This is a genomic window from Rhizomicrobium sp. (assembly GCA_037200385.1).
Classification (GTDB): domain Bacteria; phylum Pseudomonadota; class Alphaproteobacteria; order Micropepsales; family Micropepsaceae; genus Rhizomicrobium.
The window spans coordinates 4,550,349-4,573,174 of the sequence record JBBCGL010000001.1 but is presented as its reverse complement, the minus strand read 5'-3'; the positions used below and the strand labels follow the sequence as shown (position 1 = coordinate 4,573,174).

Sequence of the window (22,826 nt, the reverse complement as noted above, 5' to 3'; positions counted from 1 at the left end):
GCTAGTTGAGGAGCTTGGTCTGCAAGGGCTGCGGCGGCGGGGCAAAGGTCACGGCGAAACGAACACGGCCCAGCGGCCGTTCATCGCCGGTGGTGATGTTCACCCGCCAGTCGCCCGCCCTGGGCTTGGATTTGACCGAATAGGCCCGGTAGCCGGCATCGCGCCCGCCATGGATCGGAAAGACCACACGGGACTGCGGAAGCCATTTGCGCGTCGCGGGATCGAACCATTCCCAATGGTGCACGATGACGGTCGCCAGCCGGCCCGGCGCGAAAACCGCGGCGTAGAGATAGAGCTTGTCGCCGGGTGCGAGATGCAACATCGGCGGCTGTCCCCAGAACGTGGTCCAGGGCTGCGTCTCCTCCACCACCTGATAGGCGTTTCCGACCTTTTTGACGGAGTGGTAAATGCCGGCTTCGCTCAAGGCGAGCGGCAGCGGCGGAAGTATCTTCAGGAAATAGAAGGCGTTCACCGCGGCGAAAATCGCCAGCACGCCGCCGAAAACATAGATCCGAACCTGGCGGAACCGCTCGCGTCCCAGCCAGGTGAGCACGTCGGCGTAGAACCAGAAGACGATCAACGCTACGACGCCGCTGCCGAGAAAGGGAACCGGCCCCATCATCGCGATCAGCACCGGCACGACCAGGATGGCGTAGGACAGGATGGCGAAGAAATAGAGCACCAGCGAAAGCGTGAAGCGCGTTGTGTATTTCCGGAAAAATTCGTTGCCGACGAAGATTCCCGCGAGCACCAGCAGATAGGGCCACGACGCCCACAGCGAGGCGCTTCGCAGGTAGAAGACGCAGAACGCACTCAGCAGGCAACCGAGCGCAAACTGCGTCACGGCGGTCAGGATGGTGCGCGTACGCTCCGACGGCTGCCTTTCCGGGGGGCGCGATTCGAGCCGGTGCGAGATCGCGATGGCGATCGCGGCGACCGCCAGATAGCCGACGAACACCAGATGCGTCGTCGCGTGATCGATCCGGCCGAAGGAATAGGAGTCGAAGGCATAGCCGCCCACCATCGACGCCACCGAGAGATGGCGCTCATACTGGTGCGCGAACGCCATCACGCTCTTGATGGGCCGGGTCGGAAGATAGGCCAGGCGCCGCGCCGCGCGATCCGTCTTCAGCTCGAACGTTATGTCCGCCGCAAACGGCGTTTCGGCCAGAGCGGCTCTATAGCGCGGGATCTGGAAGATGCCGTCGGAGAACTTCGCGAAGAAGTCCATGACGTCCTTGGCCGGCAGGCCGCGGCAATCGAGCTGGATGACGACTTTCTTGCCTTCCGATTCCGGGAATTCCTCGGCCAGTTGCCCGTCCAGGACGGCATCGACACTGGCATATAAGCGGGTCTGAAGTTGCCGAAGCCCCTCCGTCACGGCGCCTTTCCACGGTCCCTGCTCCACAAGGACCATGCGCCATTCGTCTGGTGCTTTTCCGGGCGCGGCGAAGTCGGCGATCGTGCTGTTCTCACTCATGGCCCATCGCGCTCAGGCGTTGAAGCGGCGCTCCCAGGCGAGCGCCGAGCGGACGATCTCCGCGATGTCGTCGTGCTTGGGCGTCCAGCCGAGCGTGGTCTTGATGCGCGAAGGGTCGGCAATCAGCGTCGGCGGATCGCCGGCGCGGCGCGGGCCTTCCCGGACCGGCAAAGCCCGCCCCAGCACGCCCTCCATCGCGGCAATGACCTGACGCACGCTCAGGCCGCGGCCGTAGCCGCAATTGTATGAGGTGGACAGCGAGCCGCCGCGAAGGGCGTCGAGCGCGAGCAGATGCGCATTCGCGAGGTCGGTGACGTGGATATAGTCGCGCACCCCGGTGCCGTCCGGCGTGGGGTAGTCCGTCCCGAAGATGTCGAGATGCGGAATACGGCCCAACGCGACCAGCGAGGCGCGTTTTATGAGATGCGTCGGAATCCGGGAGACTTGCCCGGTCCGGCCTTGCGGGTCGGCACCGCAGACGTTGAAATAGCGCAACACGATATGGCGCAGATCGGTGGCGCGGGAGACGTCCTCCAGCATCCACTCGGTCATCAGCTTGGAACGGGCATAGGGACTGATCGGCGCCTTGCGCGCGCCCTCGGCCAGAGGCTGCGGCGCGTCCTCGGCATAGACCGTCGCCGTGGACGAGAAGATGAACTGCTTTACGCCGCCTTCGACGCAGGCTTCGAGCAGGGCCCGCGAAGTGACGACATTGTTGTCGTAATAGCGCAGCGGCTCGGCCACCGACTCGGGCACGACGATGGAGCCGGCAAAATGGATGACGGCGTCGATGCCGTGCTTCGCGATCAGCTCGCGCACCAGCATCTGGTCCGACGCCTCACCCTCGACGAAGACGGCCTTCTCGCCGACATGGCCGCGCAGGCCGGTCGACAGATTGTCGAGCACGACGACGTCGTCGCCGCGATCCAGCAGGGCGAAGACGGTATGGCTGCCGATATAGCCGGCCCCGCCGGTGACCAGGATCGTCACGAGTTCGCCGCCGTCTTGGCCGCCGTCTGCTCGGGCGCCCGTCCATAGGCGTCGTCATACCGCATGATGTCATCCTCGCCGAGATAGGAGCCGGACTGCACTTCGATCAAGCGCAGCGGCACCTTGCCCGGATTTTCCAGCCGGTGCTTGGCACCCAGCGGAATGAAAGTCGACTGGTTCTCTTGGAGCAGGAAGACCTTCTCGTCGCACGTGACCTGCGCCGTGCCCTGGACCACGATCCAGTGCTCGGCCCGCTTGGTGTGGCTCTGAAGGGAAAGCCGCCCGCCGGGCTTCACGATGATCTGCTTCACCTGGTAGCGGTCGCCCTCGTCGATGCCCTGATAGCTGCCCCAGGGACGGAACACGACCTTGTGCTCGGTGAGCTCGGGGCGTTCGGCGAGCTTCATCTGGTCGACGATCGCCTTCACGTCCTGCGCGCGATGCTTGTCGGCGACCAGCACCGCGTCCTCGGTCACGACGACGACGAGGTCCTTCACCCCGACCAGCGCGGTCAGGCCCTTCTCGTTCCGGACGAAAGAATCCTTCGAGTCGTGGATCAGGACGTCGCCCTGGATGACGTTGCCGTTCGCGTCGCGGGTGCGCAGCGCCCAGAGCGACGACCAGGCACCGACATCGCTCCAGCCCATGTCGCAGGGAACCACAGCCGCACGATCCGTCCTTTCCATGACCGCGTAGTCGATGGAGATGTTCTTCGCCGCCGCGAAAGCATCGGCGGCGAGACGCACGAAATCGAGATCGTGTGCCGCGCCGGCGAGGGCGGCCTTGCAGGCCTCGACCACGCCCGGCTCGAAGCGCGCCAGCTCGTCCAGCAGGACGTCGGCGCGGAATACGAACATGCCGCTGTTCCAGAGATAGTCGCCGGATGCGAGATAGGCCTGCGCCGTCTCGCGATCCGGCTTTTCGGCGAAGCGTTTCACAGCATCGACGCCATGCGCCTCGGCCAGCGGTGCGCCGCGCTGGATGTAGCCGTAGCCCGTCTCCGGCGCATCAGGCGCGATGCCGAAGGTCACGATGCGCCCGGCCTGCGCGGCCACGACGGCGCGCGCGACGGCAATTCGGAACGCATCCTCGTCGGTCACGACATGGTCGGAAGCGAGCAGCAATATCACGCCGGCCGGATCCTCCGCCGCGACGAGAAGCGCTGCCACCGCTGCGGCCGGCGCGGTGTTGCGCCCGAAGGGCTCTAGCACGATGGCCTTCGGCGTCACGTCGATCGCCTGCATCTGGTCGGCGACGAGGAAGCGATGGCCTTCGCTGCACAGCAGGAGCGGCGGCTCGGCGCCCGGCACCGCGGCGCGCAGAACCGTGTCCTGGATCATCGTACGCGCACCGTTCAAGGCGAGAAGCTGCTTGGGCAGGGCCGCGCGCGACAACGGCCATAGCCGCGTCCCGCTGCCGCCGGAGAGGATGACCGGATAGATGTGCGTCGCCATCGCGTCAGGCGCCCTGTGCCCCGATGATCGCCACCGAACAGACATTGGACGCCGGCGCGCCACCGAGATTGTGCGTCATACCGATCCTCGGATCCTTGAGCTGGCGGGCGCCGGCGCGGCCCTGGAGCTGCAGGTACATCTCATAGAGCATGCGCAGGCCGCTGGCGCCGATGGGATGACCGAAGCATTTGAGGCCACCGTCGATCTGGCACGGCACCTGGCCGTCGGCGTCGTAGAAACCGTTCAGCACGTCCTTCCAGCCTTCGCCTTCCCGGCTGATATGCAAGTCTTCCATCGTCACGAGTTCGGTGACGGAGAAGCAATCGTGCACTTCCATCATCGATATCTCGTCGCGCGGGTCACGGATCCCGGCCTCGTCATAGGCGCGCTTGGCGGCGATGCGCGCGGTGTGGAAATAGCTGCCGTCCCAGGAATTGTGCTGGCTCTCCAGCCCGTTCGAGAGCGAGAGCTGCAGCGCCTTCACGGTCACGACGTTCTTCTTGCCCATCGCGCGCGCGATCTCCGGCGTGGTCACGATGGCGCAGGCCGCGCCGTCCGACACGCCACAGCAATCGAACAGACCCAACGGCTCGGCGATCATCGGGGCGTTGAGGCATTGCTCCTCGGTGATCGGCTTCTGGAGATGGGCCTTGGGATTCTTGGCGCCGTTGGCATGGCTCTTGACCGAGACATGTGCGATGGCGCGCTTGAGATCTTCCTTCGAGACGCCGTGCTTGGCGCGATAGGCGGAGGCGAGCTGGGCGAAATTGCCCGGCGCCGAGCCATTGGCAGCCCAGAGCGGCGCCAGCGTCGCGCCCTCGCGCTGCGGCAAGCCGCCATAGCCGGTGTCCTTCAACTTCTCCACGCCCAGCGCCAGCGCGATGTCGCAGGCGCCGGCCGCCACGGCATAGACCGCGCCGCGGAAGGCTTCGGAGCCGCTGGCGCAGAAATTCTCGACCCGGGTGACGGGGATGTTGGGCAGGCGCAGGGCAATGGAGAGCGGGGTGCCGCCCTTGCCGACATGCTGCTCCTCGATGGCGGTGCCGAACCAGGCAGCCTGAATCTGGCTGGTCTCGACGCCGGCATCCTGGAGCGCCTCGAGATAGGCCTCGACCATCAGCTCCTCGGCGCCCGACTCCCAGCGCTCGCCGAATTTGGAGCAGCCCATGCCCAGAATGGCGACCTTGTCCTTGATGCCGCTAGCCATACCTGCGTCGTCCCTTCAGGTTGCAACCCACCACATATAGCGGGCCGCTCGCCGCCTCCAATACATCGTATTGTTTTGGCTTGGCGCGCGACAGAGATCTCCCTGCCCGCGACAAGCCGACCGAGGCCCTGCGCCGGCGCAGTATAACCCCGCCGGCGCGCTGTTGGATAAGTCAAATTCCGGGGATCACAAAGTGAAGGTCAGCGCCGCTTCGATCGAGGCCTGGAAGCCGCGGTCCGGCCGCGGCTGGTCGTCCTGCAGCCGGCCGGCCAGTTCGATCCGCATGCCGCGCAGCGGAAAGGCGACCCGCGCCTCTCCCATGTTGATGTGGACGGGCGCGGCCGTGACCGCATTGCCGAGCGTGTTGTCGGGATCGGACACCGCGGCGTGATGGAAGGTCAGCTGATAGGACCAGCCGTCGGAGTCCCGCCAGGCGCCCTGCAAGGTCAGGAGCGTCGAATCGCTGTCGAGGCTGAAGCCGAGGGTGCGACCGCGATAGCGCATGCCGTCCACATAACCCGCATTGTTGTAAGCGGCGCCGTGGAGCACGTCCCCGAAGCTGAAAATGTCGATGGTCGGCACGCTGTCGGTGTATTCGGCGGTCAGGCGCAGGGGATTGCCGCGCAGCGGCAGCCACAGGCTGGCGCCGAACAGATGGCTCGTGACGGAATGGCTGATCGGATCGGAATCCTCGTTCATCGCTTGGGTATAGACTTCGAACGGCACGCCGCCGAGGATCGTGCTGTATTTGACGTCGATCAGGCCCTCGTCATTGGTATGGTTGGCGTGGCCGCTGTCATTGGCGAACTCGAAATAGTATTTCAACGGCACGCAGGGATGGCCGCTGCCGCACAGTTCCTGTGTGCGCGCGAGGCCGATCTCGAGGCCCGGCAGCGGATTGAAGGTGAAGCGCAGGCCATCATAGACCGTGTTGTTCGCGGCACGGCTGTCGTCGAGCAACCCCACCAGGAATTCCAGCTGCCAAGGTCCGATCCAGGAAAGCCATGGCGTCTCGAACGCATCGGTGTCGCCGCGCGCGATGCCGATCTGCGGCATCGGCCGCGCATTGTTGGAGAGCGACAGCGCCGAAATCCAGCCCGGTCCCCACCAATGCGTGACGTAGCCGCCATAGATCACCGCGCCGCCGATCTTTTGCGCGACATAGCTGCCGTCCGGCACGAAGGCCACGCGGCCGGTGTGGTCGTGCAGTTCGGCACCCGCCGACAGGCGTACCGCCGTGTCCGGCGTCATATATTCGAGAGAAAGCTGGCCCTGTGCCGTCTCGCGCCCGAGACCATCGAAGCCCCGGACCACGCTGGGCGTGCTGGCCGCGTCGGCGGTGAGAGTCGCGCGCAGGTCCCCGGTCCGCGTTTGGAACTCGGCCACGCTCATCACGCGGTCGGCGGCAGCCCGCACATAGGCCGGTTGGCCCGCGAGCGCATCGGGCTTGCGCAGGCGCGCGGCGATGCTCGCCCAGGGCAGCGGCCAGTGGGTGGTGATGCCGTCGATGGCGCCGGCCGCGGCGAGGATTTCGATGTCCGAGCGCAGCTGTGCGTCACCGACCTCCGCCCAAGGGGACGCCGAAGCAGGCTCCGCCAGGCACAGCGCCGCGGCCAGGGACGCCTGCGCAAGCCAGCCCGCTTTGTTCATTATCGCCCCTCACGTTGCGCCCGGTTTCGCGTCAGATAGCCGAAGATCGTGACGCAAATACGCTTTACGCAGAACGATTGAGCGGGCGGTTCGTTGCGGGGTGTTATCGCTTTTGTCGGGATCAGGCGGCCTGCCGAGGTCGCGGCCGCCGCAGGTCGGCCGCGAGGCCCTCGCCCATCAGGTCGATGAAGTTTTCGCAGTAGAAGCGGTCGACCTGGCGGTCCGTGCAGCCCGTCAGGGATTCGCCGAAGCGCTTCAACGGATTGCGGCCGCCTTCGACATGCGGGAAGTCGGATGAGAACAGGCAGACCTCGTCGCCGGAATTGCGGATGATCCAGCCGGTGTCCTCATGTGGATAAGGCGTGACGCGGACTTGGCGCGTCACGAACTCGCTCGGCTTCATCGAAAGCTTCCGAAGGCGCTCCTCGTTCTTGGCGAAGGCCAGCGCCGCGGAATCCATGTTGCGCATCCAGCCGGGCACCCACGAGGCGCCCAGCTCGATGGCGCCGAATTTTAGCTTCGGGAAACGATCCAGCACGCCGTCGAAGATCATCGCCGCCAGCGTGAGCTCGACCGAATGCGGGATCGGCATGTAGCTGACCGAGGTGAAATTCTCCTCGCCGCCATGGAAATCCTTCACTCGCGGCAGGCCGTTCTCGAAATAGTCGGGCTTAAGCTTCTCTTCGCCGCCGACGTGGAAGACGATGGGCAGGCCCGCTTCCTGCGCCATCGCCCAGATCGGATCGTGCGCGACATGGCTCGGCGAATGGCCGTGCGGCGGCTTGGAGGGAACGAGCAGCGCCTTGCAGCCGAGGTCGATCGCGTCGCGCGCGCAAGCCTTCGCCAGAGCGAAATCGACCAGCGGGACATAGCCGGTGCCGAGGAAGCGGCGGTCGACGGCGCAGAAATCGACCATCATCCGGTTGTGGGCCTGCGCGGCGGCATAGGCGAGATCGACGGGACCGCTCTCGTCGAGCCCGAAATTGCCGAGACACCAGGTGGTGAAGATGAGCTGGCTCGCGAAGCCGAGATTGTCCAGCGTGCGCGGACGATCCGCGCGCCGGAAGGAGCCATGCGCCTCGTAATTCTTGCGCAGCAGGACGTTGGTATCGGCGCCGGCGCGAAAATCGGCATCGTCGTGCTGGGCGTGCGCTTTCTTCACCCAGCCGGCATCGCGCGGATTCTTCTGCAGCTTGGGCAGGGCGTCATAGGCGGCGCGGTATTTGGGGTCGAAATAGGCATCGAGGCTGTCCGGCAGCTCCATCAGATGCGAGTCGGCGTCGTGGACGATGCGGTTTTCGACATAGGGCATGGCGCTCTCCCGGATATTTTCGGTCGAAGATGCACCGGTATCCGCTGGCGGAAAAGCCCCAGGGCGTGATTCGATTCAACCGCATCGGATCACGCCCTGGATTCTTTGATTGTCGCGCAATTTTACGGAAAACCGGCGTCCACTTTTCCGAATTGCGCTCCGTCAGACGGGCACCGCCTTCCAGAAATAGCGGACGAACCCGCGCTTAGGGTCGAAATCCTTGATCCGGAAGGCCATCCGGACCTTGGCGCCGGTGTCGATCTGGCCCTGCTCCACATCGGTGATGTCGGCCATCAGCCGCCCGCCTTCCGCGAAGGTGATCATGCCGTAATGGCTCGGCGGATCCATCGAGTAAGTCAGGAAGTCGGCCGACCAGGACAGCACCGAGCCCTGCTGTTCGGAGAAGCCGTGATCGTCCTGGCTGTCGACCGCCTTGCAGTTCGGGTTGACGCAGATGCGGCTCTTGGGAAATTGCGCCGTGCCGCAGACCCGGCATTTGCCGCCCGAGAGGCTCAGCAGCATGTCGCTCTTGCGATAGAGCACGGTGAGGGCGGTGCGCTTGTCGACCTCCGCGCGCATGCCTTTCTCGAGTTCGATCAGGCCGTTGAAGCCGAGGAACTTCATGTAGTTGGTTTCTTCCTTGCGGCGCGCCAGGCTGCCGCCGACGCCGCCACGCGCCGGAAGATCGGCGATGCGCGGCGTGACTTCGAAGAGGAGCGCATCGGCGCCCTGGGCGAACTGCACGACGAGAATTTTCTCGCCGGGCTTCGCGGTCTCCAGCACATGCGCGAGCATCAGCAAGGCATGCGCGGCGCCCGTGTCCCCGACCGTCGCGGCGAGATTGTCGCGCACCTTGGAGGGATCGATGCCGCATTGCCGGGCCAGGGCCTGGTCGAGCTTGGCGAAGGGGCATGGCAGGATCAGATGCGCGACATCGCCGGGCGCGCGCCCGAGCTTCTCGAGCAGCCCTTTGACGACGGCCGGAACGATCTTGCTGTAGCCCTCGTCGCGGATCCAGCGCTCCTCCCAGCCATAGTCGAAATCCTCGCCTTCACCGCGGAAGCGGTCGACGAAATCAAGAGTCAGCGTATGTGCGCCGAGGAATTCGGCGATGACGCCGTCGCGTCCCAAGGTGAACGCGGCGGCCGCGTCGCCATAGGCCAGCTCCTGCGCCGAGGCAGCGCGGGTCTTGCGCTTGTCGGCGGCGACCAGCAGCGGCGACGACAGCCGTCCGCCCTGCACCGCATCCAGCGCCGCGATCAGCGCTGTGGTGCCGGCGCGCTGCGACGCGGCGATGTCGACCGAGGCGATCTCTTCGCGCAGGTTGAGCGCGGCCGCCACGATTCCGGCATTCTGGCGCTCGGCAAAAGGCAGGGTGGTCGAGGCGAAATAGATCGCATCGACATGCGCACGGTCCTTTGCGGGATCGCCGGCCGGCAGGCAATCGCGCCCGGCCTCGAAGGCCATGGTCACGGCGTCCTCGTCCCAATTGGCCATGGCGCGCTCGCCCTTGGCGCCGCCGACGAGGTTCGGGGCGAACCAGGCATTGGCGGCGGCGACGGCTTTGCGCTGCAGGCGCCGGCGCGGGATATAAGCGCCGTAGGCGGTGATTCCCGACATATCGTCCCCGTTCGTTTCTTAGTCCTTCACCGGCACGCACGCAGCGCCCCTGGCGCGCAGCACGGCACAGAGGCCCGGATCGGCCGGGCCGGTGCGCAGGCGGTAATAGCGGCCTTTGCCGGGGAGATCGACCGCCACGATCTGCGGCGTCAGGCCGGCCAAAGCTTCGCCCGTGGCGCGCGCGATGCGGCTCCAGGCGATGGCGGCGTCGGCCTGGCTGCGCCAAGCGCCGAGCTGGACGATCTGTCTGGCGCCCGCCGGGCCGCCGTCGCTGATTGCCGGCTTGAGATCGACGGTCGCGCCGGGGCGCCGGTGCGGCGGCGGCTTCAATTGGATCGTTTCCGGCGGCTTGAGCTGGATCGGTGCGTCGTCGGGCCGCATGCCTCGCGGCGGCCTGAGGTGGATGGGGGCATCGCCGTCCGGCGCCGGCGCGGCGTCTGCCGGACCGTCGGGCGGCGGTTTCAAGACCACGGGTGCGTCGGCGGCGGAATGGTCCGCCACCGGCTTGGATGGGATCGCCGGCGCGGCCGCCAGCGCGGCCAGGCGCTGGCGCGCCAGCGCGAATTGCGGATTGGCGGCGAGCGCGGCGCGATAATAGGTGCGGGCCGCCGCGCCATCGCCGGCCGCCTCCGCCATCTGTCCGAGACCGTAATCGGGATATTCGGGGTGCGGATTGCCGGCCGCGATCGACGCCTGGTAGTCGGCGCGCGCCTCGGCAAGCTTGCCCAGCCGGCGCCAGGCATTGCCGCGATTGTTGAGCGCGGCGGCAAAGTGCGGATCGAGCCCGATCGCGGCGGTATAGTCACCCGCCGCGTCCTCGGTGCGGCCCAACTCGTCCAATGCAACGCCGCGATTATACAGCGCGCGGGCCTGCTCGGGATGCGGCAGGTCGTGACCGTTGATCGCGACGGTGAAATCGACGAGCGCCGCGTCATGCTCGCCGAGCATCTCATGCGCCAGTCCGCGATCCATCAACACGCGTGCGCGATCGGTCGCCGTCAGAGCGGGATCCTCGAGCGCCTGGGTCGCGCGTGCGACCGCGCTGGAGGCGTTGCCGCCGCGCAATGCGGCGGCGACCGCGTCCGCCTCCGGCGGACTGGCGCTCGCGGGCGCAAGGATCGCGAGCATTGCCGAAATCGCCAAGAGGGTCCGGGTGTGCCGGTGCATGCCTGTCTTCATCGCTAGATGCGATGATAGCGCCGGAACCAGTCGACGAAACGGGAAATCCCCTCGCCCAGCGAAATCTCCGGTGCAAAACCGAAATCGCGGGCGGCGCGGGAGATATCGGCATAGGTCTCGCGGACGTCGCCAGGCGGGCCGTCCTGGAAGTCGAGGCGGGCCGGGCGGTTCGTGCACCGCTCGATATGGCCGATCAGGTCCAGCACGCTTTCGGGGTGGCTGTTGCCGAGATTGTAGACGCGATGCGGCGCCGCATCCTGCGGCGGCTCGAACGCGGTCTCGATCAGACGCACCAGCGCGGCGACGATGTCGTCCACATAGGTGAAGTCGCGCAACAGCTTGCCCGCGCCGAACACCGGGATGCTGCGGTCCCTGAGGATCGCGTCGGTAAACGACCAATACGCCATGTCTGGCCGGCCCCAGGGGCCGTAGACCGTGAAGAAGCGAAGCCCGGTCTGCCGCAGGCCGTAGAGTTCCGCGTAGGAATGGGAGAGCAGCTCGCAAGACCGCTTGGTCGCGCCATAGAACGAGACCGGCCGGTCGGCGCGCGCGTCCTCGCGGAACGGCGCCACGGTATCGTTGCCATAGACCGAGCTCGACGACGCGTAGACGAGATGGCCCAGACCGTCGTGATGGCGCGCGAATTCGATGATGTTGGCATGGCCCACGAGGTTGGAGTGCGTATAGGCGGCTGGATTGGTCACCGCGTAGCGCACGCCCGCCTGCGCCGCGAGATGCAGGATCGCGTCGTATCGCTCGCCTTGCGTCGCGGCCTCCAGCGTGCCGGGCACGGCCATGTCGCCCTTCACGAACCGATAGTTGGACCTGTCGCCGATTTCGCCGAGCCGCGCATGCTTGAGGGCGGGATCGTAATAGGCGTTGATCTCGTCGATCGCGGTGACCGCATGGCCCCGCGCCAGCAACGCCAGTGTCGCGTGAAACCCGATGAAGCCGGCCCCGCCCGTCAGCAAAATCCGCATCGCCAGTCCCAGGTTCCCAGCCGCGCCCAAGTGGACGCTACCCCGTTCTCTATGCCAATAAAGTCCGCTTATAAACCCGGTGTCCCATGGCCGCTCTCAAGCCCGTCCGCAAAGCTGTTTTCCCGGTCGCCGGCATGGGGACGCGATTCCTTCCCGCCACCAAGGCGGTGCCCAAGGAAATGCTGACCGTGGTCGACAAGCCGGTCGTCCAATATGCGGTGGAGGAGGCCAAGGAAGCGGGCATCGAGCAGTTCATCTTCGTCACGGGCCGCGGCAAGCACATCATCGAGGACCATTTCGATCACGCCTATGAGCTCGAATCGCTGCTCTCGGCGCGCGAGAAGACCAAGGAGCTCGACAGCCTGCTCGAAGGCCTGCCGGCCAGCGGTTCGGTCTGGTTCACCCGGCAGCAGAAGCCGCTCGGGCTCGGCCATGCCGTGTGGTGTGCGCGGCACATGGTCGGCGACGAGCCCTTTGCCGTGCTGCTGCCCGACGACCTGATGGCCGGAAAGCGCGGCGCGCTGGCGCAGATGATCGACGTCTACAACCAGGTCGGCGGCGGCGTCGTGGTCGCGGCGGAGGAAAAGCCGAAGGAAGAACTGCACCGCTATGGCGTGTTCGCGATCGGCGCGACCAAGGGCAATGCGGTCGAGGTCACGGGCATGGTGGAGAAGCCCAAGCCCGCAGCCGCGCCATCGCGGCTTACCGCCATCGGGCGCTATATCATCCAGCCCGAGATTTTCGCCGAACTCGACCGCAAGGAAAAAGGCGCCGGCGGCGAGATCCAGCTCACCGACTCGCTGGCGCGCCTCATCGGGCGCGTGCCGTTCCACGCCGTGATCACCGACTGCCAGCGCTACGACTGCGGCGACAAGGCCGGCTTCCTGCAGGCCAATATCGCGATGGGCCTGCAGCGTGAGGACATTGGGCCCGGCCTCAGGGAATGGCTCAAGCAGAGGTCGCTCTAGCGGCAGCGAGGCGCGGCGGCACGATCCTGCCCAGCGCGATCAGGATGCCGAGGACGACAGGCGGCATGGCAAGCGCCGCCGCCAGTGCGGCGTACAACATGTCATCGTCCGTCAACGCCCGCAGGCCGTAGTGAATGGCCATGCTGTACAGCACCACCGCAAGCGCGGCAGCGACGGTTTCGAACAGCAGACGCCGCTCGATGCGCGCGATGTCCAGGCTGACGCCCAGGTACAGCAGGTTGTACAGGATCGAAAGCATGCTGAAGGCGATGACGGTGTACTCCACGCTTCTCGTGCCGTAGAGGACCAGCGCGAGCAGCGGCAGGCAGACGAGGTTGAAGGCGGTCTCCAGGACCAGCGCGAGGCGCTGACGCCCCTGCATTTCGAACACCCGGTCGAGCCAGAAGGTGAGAGACATCGCAAAGGCGGCAAGCGCCAGCCAGGCGCCGTAGCGGCCGGCCTCGCGCCAGGCCGCGCCGAACACGAAGGCGAATATTCCCGGCATGTCGAACGCCGTGAGGATGAAGAGCGGACCCGCCAGCAGCACGAGGGCCAGCAGCACGCGGCGCACGAGCCCATGCACCACGGGATCGTGGAGCTTGCCCGCAGCCCGGCGGTAGAACGCCTGGCTGAGCGAGGTGATGACCACCGTGATGGGCAGGTAGATCGTGCGCTGCGCCAGCGCAAAGGCGCCGGTCGCCGCGGGACCTGCCAAGAGCGCCAGGAGCAGGATCGGTCCGCGCTGGGTGATCTGCGCGATGAAGCTGAATGGCGCGGTGTAGAGCGGAAACCGGCGATAGCGACGCGCCACCGCCGCGAGCCGCCGCCGCGAAATCGCCTGCCGCAAGCGGCCCAGGCCCTCGCGGCGCAGCGCGGGCAGCACGACGAAGGTCGAGACGACGGTCCCCAATAGCGAGGCCGCGGCCAGATAGAACGCCTGACTGCCCCAGGCGAAGCCGGCGGCGATCTGCAGCCCGACCATCACCACCGCCTGGACGACAAGCAGGACGGTCACGGCGGCGAACATATGCGAGCGCAGGAACCAGCTTCTCAGGACCTGCTGCACGCCCAGCGCGGCGATCGACAGCGGCACCAGCATCGCAAGCTCGAACGGAATCCGCACCCCGCGCACGCCGCCGAGCACGCGCCAAGCGACGATGGTGACGGGAACCGTCAGCAGCGAAAGAAGGCCGACCGCCGCGAACGACAGGACCGCCACATTCGCGGCGGCCCGGTCGGTCCTGGGCAGCATGATCGCAGTCTCGTAACGCAGGCTCGCGACGGCCGCGGCGAAGTTCGCCAGGGATTGCAGCACGGCATAAACGCCGAAATCGGCGGGCGCATAGAGACGCGTCAGCAGGGGCGCCGTCGCGGCAAGGACGAACTGCGAGAAGCCGGAACCACCGACCAGAAGCAGCGTGTTGGTAAAGAACGAGGTGCTGCGCGAGAGCGATTTCGGAAAAGGCATGGGTCCGGTCGGGCCGCCGCAATGTTGGCTAGTGTTGGCACGCGCCGGGTGGGCACGCAACACGCGCGTCATGCCGGCGACATCGCGAGATTGCGTTTGCCGGGACCGTGTGCTGAGTTTTGCGGGCGCGACAACCGGCATTGACGGGGCGGCCCGGCGTCTGTAGTGGCGGCGGCAGGCAAGCGAACAGTCCGGACACCTCAAAATGCGCGTCATGATGCTCAACAGCGACGCGCCCCGTTTCCTGGAATCATTCTATCGGACCGTCCCCGAGCGGCAGCAGGCCTCCTATGCCGCACAGGTCGCGGCCCGCGCCGACAGTCTGGTCGGGATGGCGGATTTCTATTCGCGGAACTTTCACGCCCTGGGGCATGAGGCGCGGGAAGTCTATGTGAACAATCCCTGGATGCTCGGCGCCTGGGCGCGCGAGCACGGGATGAACGTCGCGCCCGTCGTCCCGCAAGCCGGCGGCGCCGCGCGGTCGGCGATCGGCGCGCGGGTCCGCCGCGCCTTGCAGCCCTATCGCTCCTGGCTGCTGCCGGTCGCACGGCAAATCGGGCTGAGTGCACGGCTGGCACAGCCGGCGCGCGAGATCCTGCGCGCGCAGATCGAGGATTTCGCGCCCGACATCCTGCTTGTGCAAAACATCGTTCTGGTGGACAGCGATTTGCTGCGCAGCCTGCGCAAGCCCGGACGCGTGATCATCGGCCAGCACGGCGTGGCGCCGCCGACCGGCATCGACTATGGCGTCTATGATTTCGCGATAACGCTGCTGCCCTATGTCGCCGACCATTTCCGCGCCGCGGGACTGCCGGCCGAGCTCGTGCACCTGGCATTCGAGCCCAGCGTGCTGGAAAGGCTGCCGCCGCCCGCCGAAAAGGATATCGAGCTGACCTTCGTCGGGGGCATCGAGGCGCAGTACAACGACCGGATCCGGATGCTCGAGGCCATCTGCGAACGTTATCCCGTGCAGCTCTATCTTTCGGGCACCGCCGGCCTGCCGGCCTCGTCGCCGATCAACAAGCGGCAGCGCGGCGAGGTGTGGGGCGCCGACATGTATCGTGTCCTGCAACGCTCCCAGCTCACGCTCAATTCGCATATCGATGCGGTCCGCGAATTCGCCGGAAACATGCGGCTCTATGAGGCGACGGGCGTCGGCGCCTGCCTGCTCACCGACGCGAAGAGCAATCTCGACACGTTGTTCGCGCCGGGACGCGAGGTGGCGACCTATACCTCGGTCGAGGACTGCCTGGCGCAGATCGGCCGCTTGCTGGAAAACGACGGTGCACGCCAGGACATCGCGCTCCAAGGGCAGAGGCGCACGCTGGCGTCGCACACCTATCGCCAACGCGTGGAGCAGATCCTGAGTTATGTTGGACGTCATGGCCGCTAGCGACGCCGCGCCCCGATGAAGATTCTCATCGCCAATATGGCGCAATCGCGCGGTGGCGCGGCGCGCGCCATGCAGCGGATCGCGGGCGCGTTGCGCGATGCGGGGGCGCAGGTGCAGCTTGCCGCCATGGAGGTGCAGGACGACGGCGCCCTGCGCGTGCCGAGCCTGCCGTCGCGCGTCGAGGGCGCCCTGGACCGTCTCCCCGTGCTCGGATACCGCAACGGTCCAGCCCTGTTCCGCTCGCTGAATTTCTCGCCCGGGTGGCGCAAGGGCGATGCCGCGCCGTTCCTGAACACGCTGGACGCCGACGTGATCAACCTGCACTGGGTCAATTACGGGCTGCTCAGCCCCGAAGGTGTCGCCTCGCTCGGGGCGCCCGTCGTGTGGACGATGCACGACATGTGGCCGTTCACCGGCGGATGTCACTATGCCGGCGACTGCACCCGCTATCGCAGCGGTTGCGGCACCTGCCCCGTATTGCGGAGTGACCGCCCGGACGACCTGTCGTCGAGGCTGTGGCGCCGCAAGGCTGAAGCCTGGCGCGACAAGCGCTATTCGATCGTTTCGCCGAGCAACTGGCTGGCGGATTGCGCGCGGGCCGAGGGCGGCCTGTTCTCGCGCATGCCGATCTCCGTGATCGCCAACCCCATCGACATCGCCCGGTTCGCACCGGGCGACCGCGCCGCGGCACGCCGGAAGTTCGGCTTGCCGGCCGACGCGCCGATCATCCTTTTCGGCGGATACCATGCGGTGCAGAATCGCCTCAAAGGCTTTGCGCATCTGCAAGCCGCCTTGCGGCTGACGCAGCGCAAGGCGGCGGGACCGACGCCGCATCTGGTCATATTCGGTTCCGGAGAAGAGGCACGGCCGCTTGTCGGGCTGGACATGCCTGTGCACCTCCTCGGCCTTCTCCATTCGGAGGCCGATATCGCCGACGCCTACCGCGCCGCAGACGTCTTCGTCCTGCCGTCGTCGCAGGACAACCTGCCCAATACGATCGCCGAGTCGTTGAGCTGCGGCACGCCGGTCTGCGCCTTCCGCATCGGCGGCGTCCCGGACATGGTGCGCGAGGGCGTGACCGGCTTCCTGGCGGAGCCGTTCGATGCCGCCGATCTTGCCCGGGCGATCGGCGCCTGCATCGAGGCCAGCCGCTCCGGCCCGGCATTCCGGGACGCCGCGAGGCATAGCGCGGAGGCCTTGTTCGACGCCAGCAAGATCGCCCAGGCCTATCTGGCGGTATTTCGCGCGGCGATCTCACGGCAGAGCACGCCCGGCAAGGCATAAGGGCGGAGCGCAACCATCCAGACGAGCAGGGGTGCGCTCACGAGCCGGGGTGCGGCATGACCTCGGGAGGCGCCAGTGCGGCGGGCGCCGCCGATATGTCGGGCCGCTGCGCCGCCCGACGGGCAGCCCAAAGCGCCGCCGCAGCGCCGAGCGCGAAAAAAAACAGCTTCGCGCTCGCCAGCGCGAAGCTGAGCTGGAGACGGAACAACTGGCTTACGAGAAGGCCGAGGATCGCCGCCGCCTCAAGCGAAATGGGCTTCCGGAACGCATCGACGATCAGATGCCAGACCAGGGGCAGGACGAACCAGGCGAACAGGGTCAAGCCGACGAGCCCGCCCGTCATCAGAAGTTCAAGCTCGAGGTTGTGGGGATAGTTGCTGCCGGCGTCGATCCCATCGTTCATGTAGGAGTAAGAGCCCGGTCCATAGCCGAGAAAAGGGGATTCCTTGATCAGTCCGATCGCCTGATCGAATATGTCCCAGCGTTCCTTGACGGACGACGCGCCGGCCTGATGCGGTCCCATGATGCGGTAGAGACCGCCCGCCATGGTCAGCTTCAGCCTGGTCGGTGCCGCCGCGATAAAGAGAACGACACCGGCAGGTATGCCGACCGCCGCAATCGCGATCGCACGACTGATCGAGCGCAGGCCGTTTTGATAGGCATACATCACCAGGTAGATCCCGAGCACGAGAGCCACCGATACCATGACGCCGCGCGTGCCGGTGCTGATCATGAAGGGCACCATGACGAACGCCATCACGAGAAGAACAACGACCTTGAGCGGCATGCGCATTTCCCTGTCGAACAGCAGGATCGCAAAGCTCAAAATCATGCCCGCTTCCGGGAGGGTCGAAAGGCCCACCGAATTGAGCGCATCTCCGGTCGATCCCGACGTCATGCCCAAACGCCCGATGGTTTTCGCACTCGTCACCAGGGACATGTAACAAATCGCCATCCCGAACGCCGTACTCCAATAGGCCTGCGGCACGAAATTCGGAGTGGTCGCGAACGTCCTGGCGAAGAGATAGGACGACAACCCCAAACCATAGAGACTCAGCAAATAGAACGTCGTCAGGTCCATCTGCGGCGACCACAGGCCAAAGAGCGTGGTCTGGGCGAACCAGAGAACCAGAGCGACTTCGCTGGGTGCCAAACTGACCCCGCTGGGCGGCTTGAGGACGAACATCGCGGCACAGGCGAGCACCGCGACGATCGAAATGGCCGTGCCCAGCGGACCCAGTATCGCGCCGACGCCGAAGCCGCAAAACAGCAGACCGGCGAAGACTCCGGGGCGGCGCCAGATGTTGAAAGCGCTGTATGCGAAATACGCAACGGCCAAGACGATCAGAAGCGCCTTCACGCAAACAGGCCCGCAAAGCGCGTCCTCAGCGAGCGCACGGTCTGGCTCACGCGACCCTCGAAGCGCATCACGGGCAGGATCCAGGCGAGCATGGTGCCGAGGAACAAGCCGGCGGCGACCCCGATCGCCAACAGCAGGCCGGGCCGCGGAAAGGCCGGGCGGCCCGGCGGAAAGGGCGGGCTGATGATCACGGCGCCCACCGATTGGTGGAGGTCGCTCATCGCAATCTGCTTGGTCGCGCTCGCAAGCAAGTCCACCAGAGAGTCGCGAACGACCTGTTCCTGGACCGTCGGCAAGACCTTGATGATGTAGTTCGCGAGACGGCGCGCATCCGATGCGGTGATGGCGCTGAGATGCGCCTCGGTCGCGGCGTGGACGTCCAAAAGCAGCTTGGGACAGGCTTCGGCATAGGTCGAGGTACAGCTTATCGTCGCGATATCGGGATTGTCGGTGCTGAGCGAGATGACGACGGTGTGATTGAGTGCGACCTGGACGTCCTGGACGCTCGCCCGCACGGGTGGCGACAGATTGAACAGTCCGTAGAGGGTCCGCCGCAGCGGGCCTGCGCCCGTCTTGTAAAGGCCCGTTCGCACGTCGACGCTCGGCCCCATCAGCCAGAGCATGTCGTCAGGCTTGCCCATCAGGGTCTCGGCAACCGCGGGCGACTGCACGAGCTGGACGAAAGACTTGAACTGCGACGAGCCGCCGAAACTGCCGAGCCCCAGCGCCGCGAACGACGAACGGGCCGATGTCAGCGCGCCGAGCGGATTCGGCGAGCCGAATTGCTGCGCCGGAGCCGCCATCACCAACATTTCGCTGGCATATTGCGGCTTGCTGAAGCGTCCCACGGCGATCGCGCCCAGCAGCGCCAGGACGATGGTGAACAGCACGATGGGCCAGCGGCGCACCGCGGCGCTCACCAGCCCCGACAGGATGCGCGCGAAGTCGTAGACGGGTTGCAACAGGCTCTTGTCGACGTCGCTCACGGCTGCTCCCAACCGCAACGCGGCTCAGGACCGCGACGGCGCATCGAAAAAGTCCTTGACGGCGGCAACGACATCCTTGGCATCCTCGACAGACATGTGATCGCCGATGGGCAGGCTCAGCACCTCGCCGTCCAGCCGGTTGGCGACCAGAGCCTCGTTCTGCTGACCCAGATATGCATAAGCCGCAAGTTTGGGCAACGCGATAGGATAGTGGATTCCCGTTTCGACGCCGCGTTCGGCCAGGAATTCCTTGAGCGCGTCGCGGCGCTTCGTCCGCACAACGAACAAATGATAGACATGACGGCCCCAATTGCGGTGGGCCGGCAGGACCAGGTCCCCGAGATCGGCGAGCCCGGCGCGATACTGGGCCGCGACCGCCTCGCGGCGGGCGATCCATGCGGGCAAATGCTTGAGCTTGGCGGAAAGAATCGCAGCCTGCAGACCGTCCAGGCGCGAATTGCGCCCTTCGAATTCATGATCGTATTTGGCGATCCGGCCGTGATTGGCGATCATCCGCATGCGTTTTGCGAGTGCCGGATCGTTGGTGGTCATCGCGCCGGCATCGCCATAGGCGCCGAGATTCTTGCCCGGATAGAAGCTGAATGTCCCCACATCGCCGATCGCACCGACCGGCTGTCCCATGACGTCGGCGCCATGCGCCTGGGCACAGTCCTCGATCACCTTCAGGCCGAACTCCCGCGCCACGGCCAGGACGGCATCCATGCGGCAGGGTTGACCGTAGATATGCACGACGATCGCCGCCTTCGTGCGCTCCGTCACCTTGGCGCGCAGGCTCTCGAGCGAGATCGTATAATCGTCAGGATCGCAGTCGCAGAACACGACGCGATGACCCGCGCGCGTCACGGCTTCCGAGGTCGCGATGAAGCTGTTGGCCTGAACGATGATCTCCGAGCCGGGCGGAAGCGCCAGCGCCTCGATCGCGATTTCGATGGCATCCGTGCCGTTGCCGCATCCGATGCAGAATTCCGCCCCCTGGAAAGCAGCGAACGCGGCCTCGAAGCGGGCCGCATAGGGACCGGAGATGAACGCGGCATCGCGGACGACGTCCGCGATGGCCTTGTCGATCTCCGGCTTGATCTCTTCGTATTGCTTCTGCAAATCGAGGAATTTGAGAACCATGCTCAGGGCTTTCCGCCGACCGCGGCGAGTCCGGCCGGCGTCCGCCCGAGCTTGCCGAAGCGCTGGCGCGCCGGCAGCTGCACTTCGGCGTTCGATTCGATGGATTCGTAGATCGCTGTGATCAGCTCCAGGCTGCGCCGGCCTTCCGCGCCGTCGACCAGGATGCTGCGGTTGTTGGCGATGCAGTCGACGACATGTTCGTAATAGGCCTGATGGCCGAAGCCGTAGACGTTCGGCGGATTGACTGAGTATTTCGTCAGCATATCCGTGTCCTCGGGCTGCTTCTCGGCGAAATTCCACACCTTCATCTCGTTGACCGCGAAGCCGCCGATCTCGACCGTCCCGGATTCGCCGAGGATGGAAATCGAGCCTTCGAGGTCCTTCGGCCGCGCCGCCGTCGTGGCCTCGATCAGGCCGAGCGCCCCGCTCTTGAACTTGATCGTCGCGACGGCGGTGTCTTCCGTCTCGACCTTCGCCAGCGCCGTGATGCCCTTCGCAAAGACGCTCTGGACGTCGCCCATCATCCATTCGAGCAGGTCGATATGATGACTGGCCTGGTTGGTCAGCACGCCGCCGTCCATCGCCCAGGTGCCGCGCCACGCATCGTGGTCGTAATAGTCCTGCCGCCGGCACCAGCGCACGCGGACGGTGCCGAGGAATATCTTGCCGAAGCGTCCTTCATCGAGCGCCTCGCGCAGCTTGGTCACCGGAACGTTGAAGCGGTTCTGCTTGACCACGAAGAGCCGGACATTGCGGGCCGCGCATTCCGCGATCATCGCGTCGGCGTCGTCCAGCGTCAGCGCCATCGGCTTTTCGACGACGATATGCTTGCCGTAGGGCGCGAGCGCCAGGACGTGCCCGGCGTGCGCGCCGCTCGGCGTGAGCACCGATACGACGTCGAGCTCGGCGCTGCGCATCATCTCGTGGAGATCGGAGAAATACGGAACGCCGAACTGTTCGCCGACCTTCCTGGCGCGATCGAGATCGAGATCGCAAACCGCAGCCAGCCTGGCGCCCGCGATCTGGCCGTGCCCAAGGAGATCGGCGTGACGCTTGGCAATGCGGCCGCATCCCAGCAGCCCGAACTTCAGCATCTTGACCTCGACCTTATCGCCCCTGCCGCCATGGGCATTTCGGCAGGCTATAGCCGTCTGTCTATAACCGGACGGCACACCTTTATCAATCTCGTAAGCAATTGATCCAAATGAACTTATGGACATTGCCCGGGCAACCGCCGATAGTCCGGCCGATATCCGGGCGGGAACACGAACGTGGCAGAAGGTCGTAGAGTTGCACTGATCACCGGCGCGACGGGGCAGGACGGAGCGCTTCTGGCGGAATTGCTGCTCGCCAAGGGCTATACGGTGCATGGAACCAAACGGCGCTCGTCGTCCTTCAACACCGACCGGATCGACCATCTTTACCAAGATCCTCACGAGGAGGGCGTCCGGCTGTTCCTGCACTATGCCGACATGACGGATCCGACCAACCTGATCCGCCTGATGCAGGAAATCCGTCCGACCGAGGTCTACAATCTTGCGGCGCAGAGCCATGTCGGGGTCAGTTTCGAAACGCCGGAATATACCGCCAACGCCGACGCCGTCGGCACGCTCCGCCTGCTGGAGGCCATACGCATCCTCGGCCTGAAGGACGAGACGCGGTTCTACCAGGCCTCGACCTCGGAATTGTACGGCAAGGTCCGCGAGACGCCGCAGACCGAGACCACGCCGTTCCACCCGCGCAGCCCTTATGCCGTCGCCAAGCTCTACGCCTATTGGATCACGGTGAATTACCGGGAGGCTTATGGCTTCCATGCCTCGAACGGCATTCTGTTCAATCACGAAGGCCCGACGCGCGGCGAGACGTTCGTCACCCGCAAGATCAGCCGCGCGGTGGCCGCGATCCATCTGGGATATCAGGAGAAGCTCTATCTGGGCTCGCTCGATTCGCAGCGCGATTGGGGGCTGGCGCGCGACTATGTCGACGGGATGTGGCGCATGCTGCAGCAGGACACGCCCGACGACTATGTGCTCGCGACCGGCGAGACGCACAGCGTGCGCGAATTCGTCGAAGCGGCCTTCCGCGAGATCGGCCGGCAGATCGTGTGGTCGAACAACGGCGTCGACGAGAAGGGCCGGGACGCCGCGAGCGGTGAATTGCTGGTCGAGGTCGACCCGCGCTATTTCCGGCCGGCGGAAGTCGATCTCCTGCTCGGCAATCCCGCCAAGGCGATGGCGAAGCTGGGCTGGCGGCCGACGACGAAATTTGGCGATCTCGTGAAGGAAATGGTACAGGCCGACATCAAGCTGCTGCCCATCGAGCGGCAGCGCCGGCAACGACACGACGATTAGGTGC

General features: G+C 65.8%; 18 protein-coding genes. 4 read left to right on the top strand and 14 right to left on the bottom strand.

Annotation, left to right across the window (positions count from 1 at the left end):
- Position 1: 1 nt before the first annotated feature.
- The 9 genes from WDM91_21990 to WDM91_21950 all read right to left on the bottom strand — a co-directional run bounded on the left by WDM91_21990 (position 2) and on the right by WDM91_21950 (position 11,872).
- Positions 2 to 1,480, bottom strand: a complete 1,479-nt coding sequence (locus WDM91_21990) for a DUF2914 domain-containing protein (protein ID MEI9997283.1) — start codon at positions 1,478 to 1,480, stop codon at positions 2 to 4.
- Between the two features lie 12 nt (positions 1,481 to 1,492).
- A complete protein-coding gene (gene galE / locus WDM91_21985; protein ID MEI9997282.1) occupies positions 1,493 to 2,470 on the bottom strand; it encodes a UDP-glucose 4-epimerase GalE in 978 nt (325 codons plus the stop codon).
- On the bottom strand, positions 2,467 to 3,924 hold the full coding sequence (locus WDM91_21980; GenBank protein ID MEI9997281.1) for a mannose-1-phosphate guanylyltransferase/mannose-6-phosphate isomerase: 1,458 nt from the start codon (positions 3,922 to 3,924) through the stop codon (positions 2,467 to 2,469). The genes galE and WDM91_21980 overlap by 4 nt, the downstream gene beginning before the upstream one ends.
- 4 nt (positions 3,925 to 3,928) lie before the next feature.
- On the bottom strand, positions 3,929 to 5,131 hold the full coding sequence (locus WDM91_21975) for an acetyl-CoA acetyltransferase (protein MEI9997280.1): 1,203 nt from the start codon (positions 5,129 to 5,131) through the stop codon (positions 3,929 to 3,931).
- Positions 5,132 to 5,317: 186 nt separating this feature from the next.
- A complete protein-coding gene (locus tag WDM91_21970) occupies positions 5,318 to 6,781 on the bottom strand; it encodes a capsule assembly Wzi family protein (protein ID MEI9997279.1) in 1,464 nt (487 codons plus the stop codon).
- A 121-nt stretch (positions 6,782 to 6,902) separates the two neighbouring features.
- The gene (locus WDM91_21965; GenBank protein ID MEI9997278.1) at positions 6,903 to 8,093 is read right to left on the bottom strand and encodes an amidohydrolase family protein; all 1,191 of its coding nucleotides are present in this window, start codon (positions 8,091 to 8,093) and stop codon (positions 6,903 to 6,905) included.
- A 162-nt stretch (positions 8,094 to 8,255) separates the two neighbouring features.
- On the bottom strand, positions 8,256 to 9,713 hold the full coding sequence (locus WDM91_21960; GenBank protein MEI9997277.1) for an OB-fold domain-containing protein: 1,458 nt from the start codon (positions 9,711 to 9,713) through the stop codon (positions 8,256 to 8,258).
- An 18-nt stretch (positions 9,714 to 9,731) separates the two neighbouring features.
- Positions 9,732 to 10,841 (bottom strand): tetratricopeptide repeat protein, encoded by a 1,110-nt coding sequence (locus WDM91_21955; protein MEI9997276.1) that lies wholly within the window; start codon positions 10,839 to 10,841, stop codon positions 9,732 to 9,734.
- Positions 10,842 to 10,894: 53 nt separating this feature from the next.
- Positions 10,895 to 11,872 carry an NAD-dependent epimerase/dehydratase family protein gene (locus tag WDM91_21950; protein MEI9997275.1) on the bottom strand — a complete coding sequence of 326 codons (978 nt, stop codon included), beginning with the start codon at positions 11,870 to 11,872 and terminating at the stop codon, positions 10,895 to 10,897.
- Positions 11,873 to 11,958: 86 nt separating this feature from the next.
- Here WDM91_21950 and WDM91_21945 point away from each other — a divergent pair, with 86 nt between their 5' ends.
- Entirely contained in the window at positions 11,959 to 12,840 is an 882-nt protein-coding gene (locus WDM91_21945) for a UTP--glucose-1-phosphate uridylyltransferase (GenBank protein ID MEI9997274.1), read from the top strand.
- On the opposite strand, the gene WDM91_21940 is transcribed toward WDM91_21945, so the two are convergent.
- Entirely contained in the window at positions 12,821 to 14,308 is a 1,488-nt protein-coding gene (locus WDM91_21940) for an oligosaccharide flippase family protein (GenBank protein ID MEI9997273.1), read from the bottom strand. The two genes, WDM91_21945 and WDM91_21940, sit on opposite strands and share 20 nt — an antisense overlap.
- Positions 14,309 to 14,513: 205 nt before the next feature.
- Between WDM91_21940 and WDM91_21935 the strand changes: the two genes are divergently transcribed.
- Both WDM91_21935 and WDM91_21930 read left to right on the top strand, forming a co-directional pair.
- Positions 14,514 to 15,701: a glycosyltransferase gene (locus WDM91_21935; protein MEI9997272.1), complete on the top strand. Its 1,188-nt coding sequence runs from the start codon at positions 14,514 to 14,516 to the stop codon at positions 15,699 to 15,701.
- Between the two features lie 15 nt (positions 15,702 to 15,716).
- Positions 15,717 to 16,985, top strand: a complete 1,269-nt coding sequence (locus tag WDM91_21930; protein ID MEI9997271.1) for a glycosyltransferase family 4 protein — start codon at positions 15,717 to 15,719, stop codon at positions 16,983 to 16,985.
- A gap of 37 nt (positions 16,986 to 17,022) precedes the next feature.
- On the opposite strand, the gene WDM91_21925 is transcribed toward WDM91_21930, so the two are convergent.
- From WDM91_21925 to WDM91_21910, 4 genes are read right to left on the bottom strand one after another with little or no spacing between them, the layout of a single operon-like run.
- Positions 17,023 to 18,345, bottom strand: a complete 1,323-nt coding sequence (locus tag WDM91_21925) for an O-antigen ligase family protein (protein MEI9997270.1) — start codon at positions 18,343 to 18,345, stop codon at positions 17,023 to 17,025.
- Positions 18,342 to 19,331, bottom strand: coding sequence for a Wzz/FepE/Etk N-terminal domain-containing protein (locus WDM91_21920; protein MEI9997269.1), 990 nt, complete (start codon positions 19,329 to 19,331; stop codon positions 18,342 to 18,344). Before WDM91_21920 ends, WDM91_21925 begins: the two co-directional genes overlap by 4 nt.
- A gap of 24 nt (positions 19,332 to 19,355) precedes the next feature.
- Positions 19,356 to 20,471 carry a DegT/DnrJ/EryC1/StrS family aminotransferase gene (locus tag WDM91_21915; GenBank protein ID MEI9997268.1) on the bottom strand — a complete coding sequence of 372 codons (1,116 nt, stop codon included), beginning with the start codon at positions 20,469 to 20,471 and terminating at the stop codon, positions 19,356 to 19,358.
- 2 nt (positions 20,472 to 20,473) lie between these two features.
- Entirely contained in the window at positions 20,474 to 21,565 is a 1,092-nt protein-coding gene (locus tag WDM91_21910) for a Gfo/Idh/MocA family oxidoreductase (GenBank protein ID MEI9997267.1), read from the bottom strand.
- A 177-nt stretch (positions 21,566 to 21,742) separates the two neighbouring features.
- Between WDM91_21910 and gmd the strand changes: the two genes are divergently transcribed.
- The gene (gene gmd, locus WDM91_21905) at positions 21,743 to 22,822 is read left to right on the top strand and encodes a GDP-mannose 4,6-dehydratase (GenBank protein MEI9997266.1); all 1,080 of its coding nucleotides are present in this window, start codon (positions 21,743 to 21,745) and stop codon (positions 22,820 to 22,822) included.
- Positions 22,823 to 22,826 lie beyond the last annotated feature (4 nt).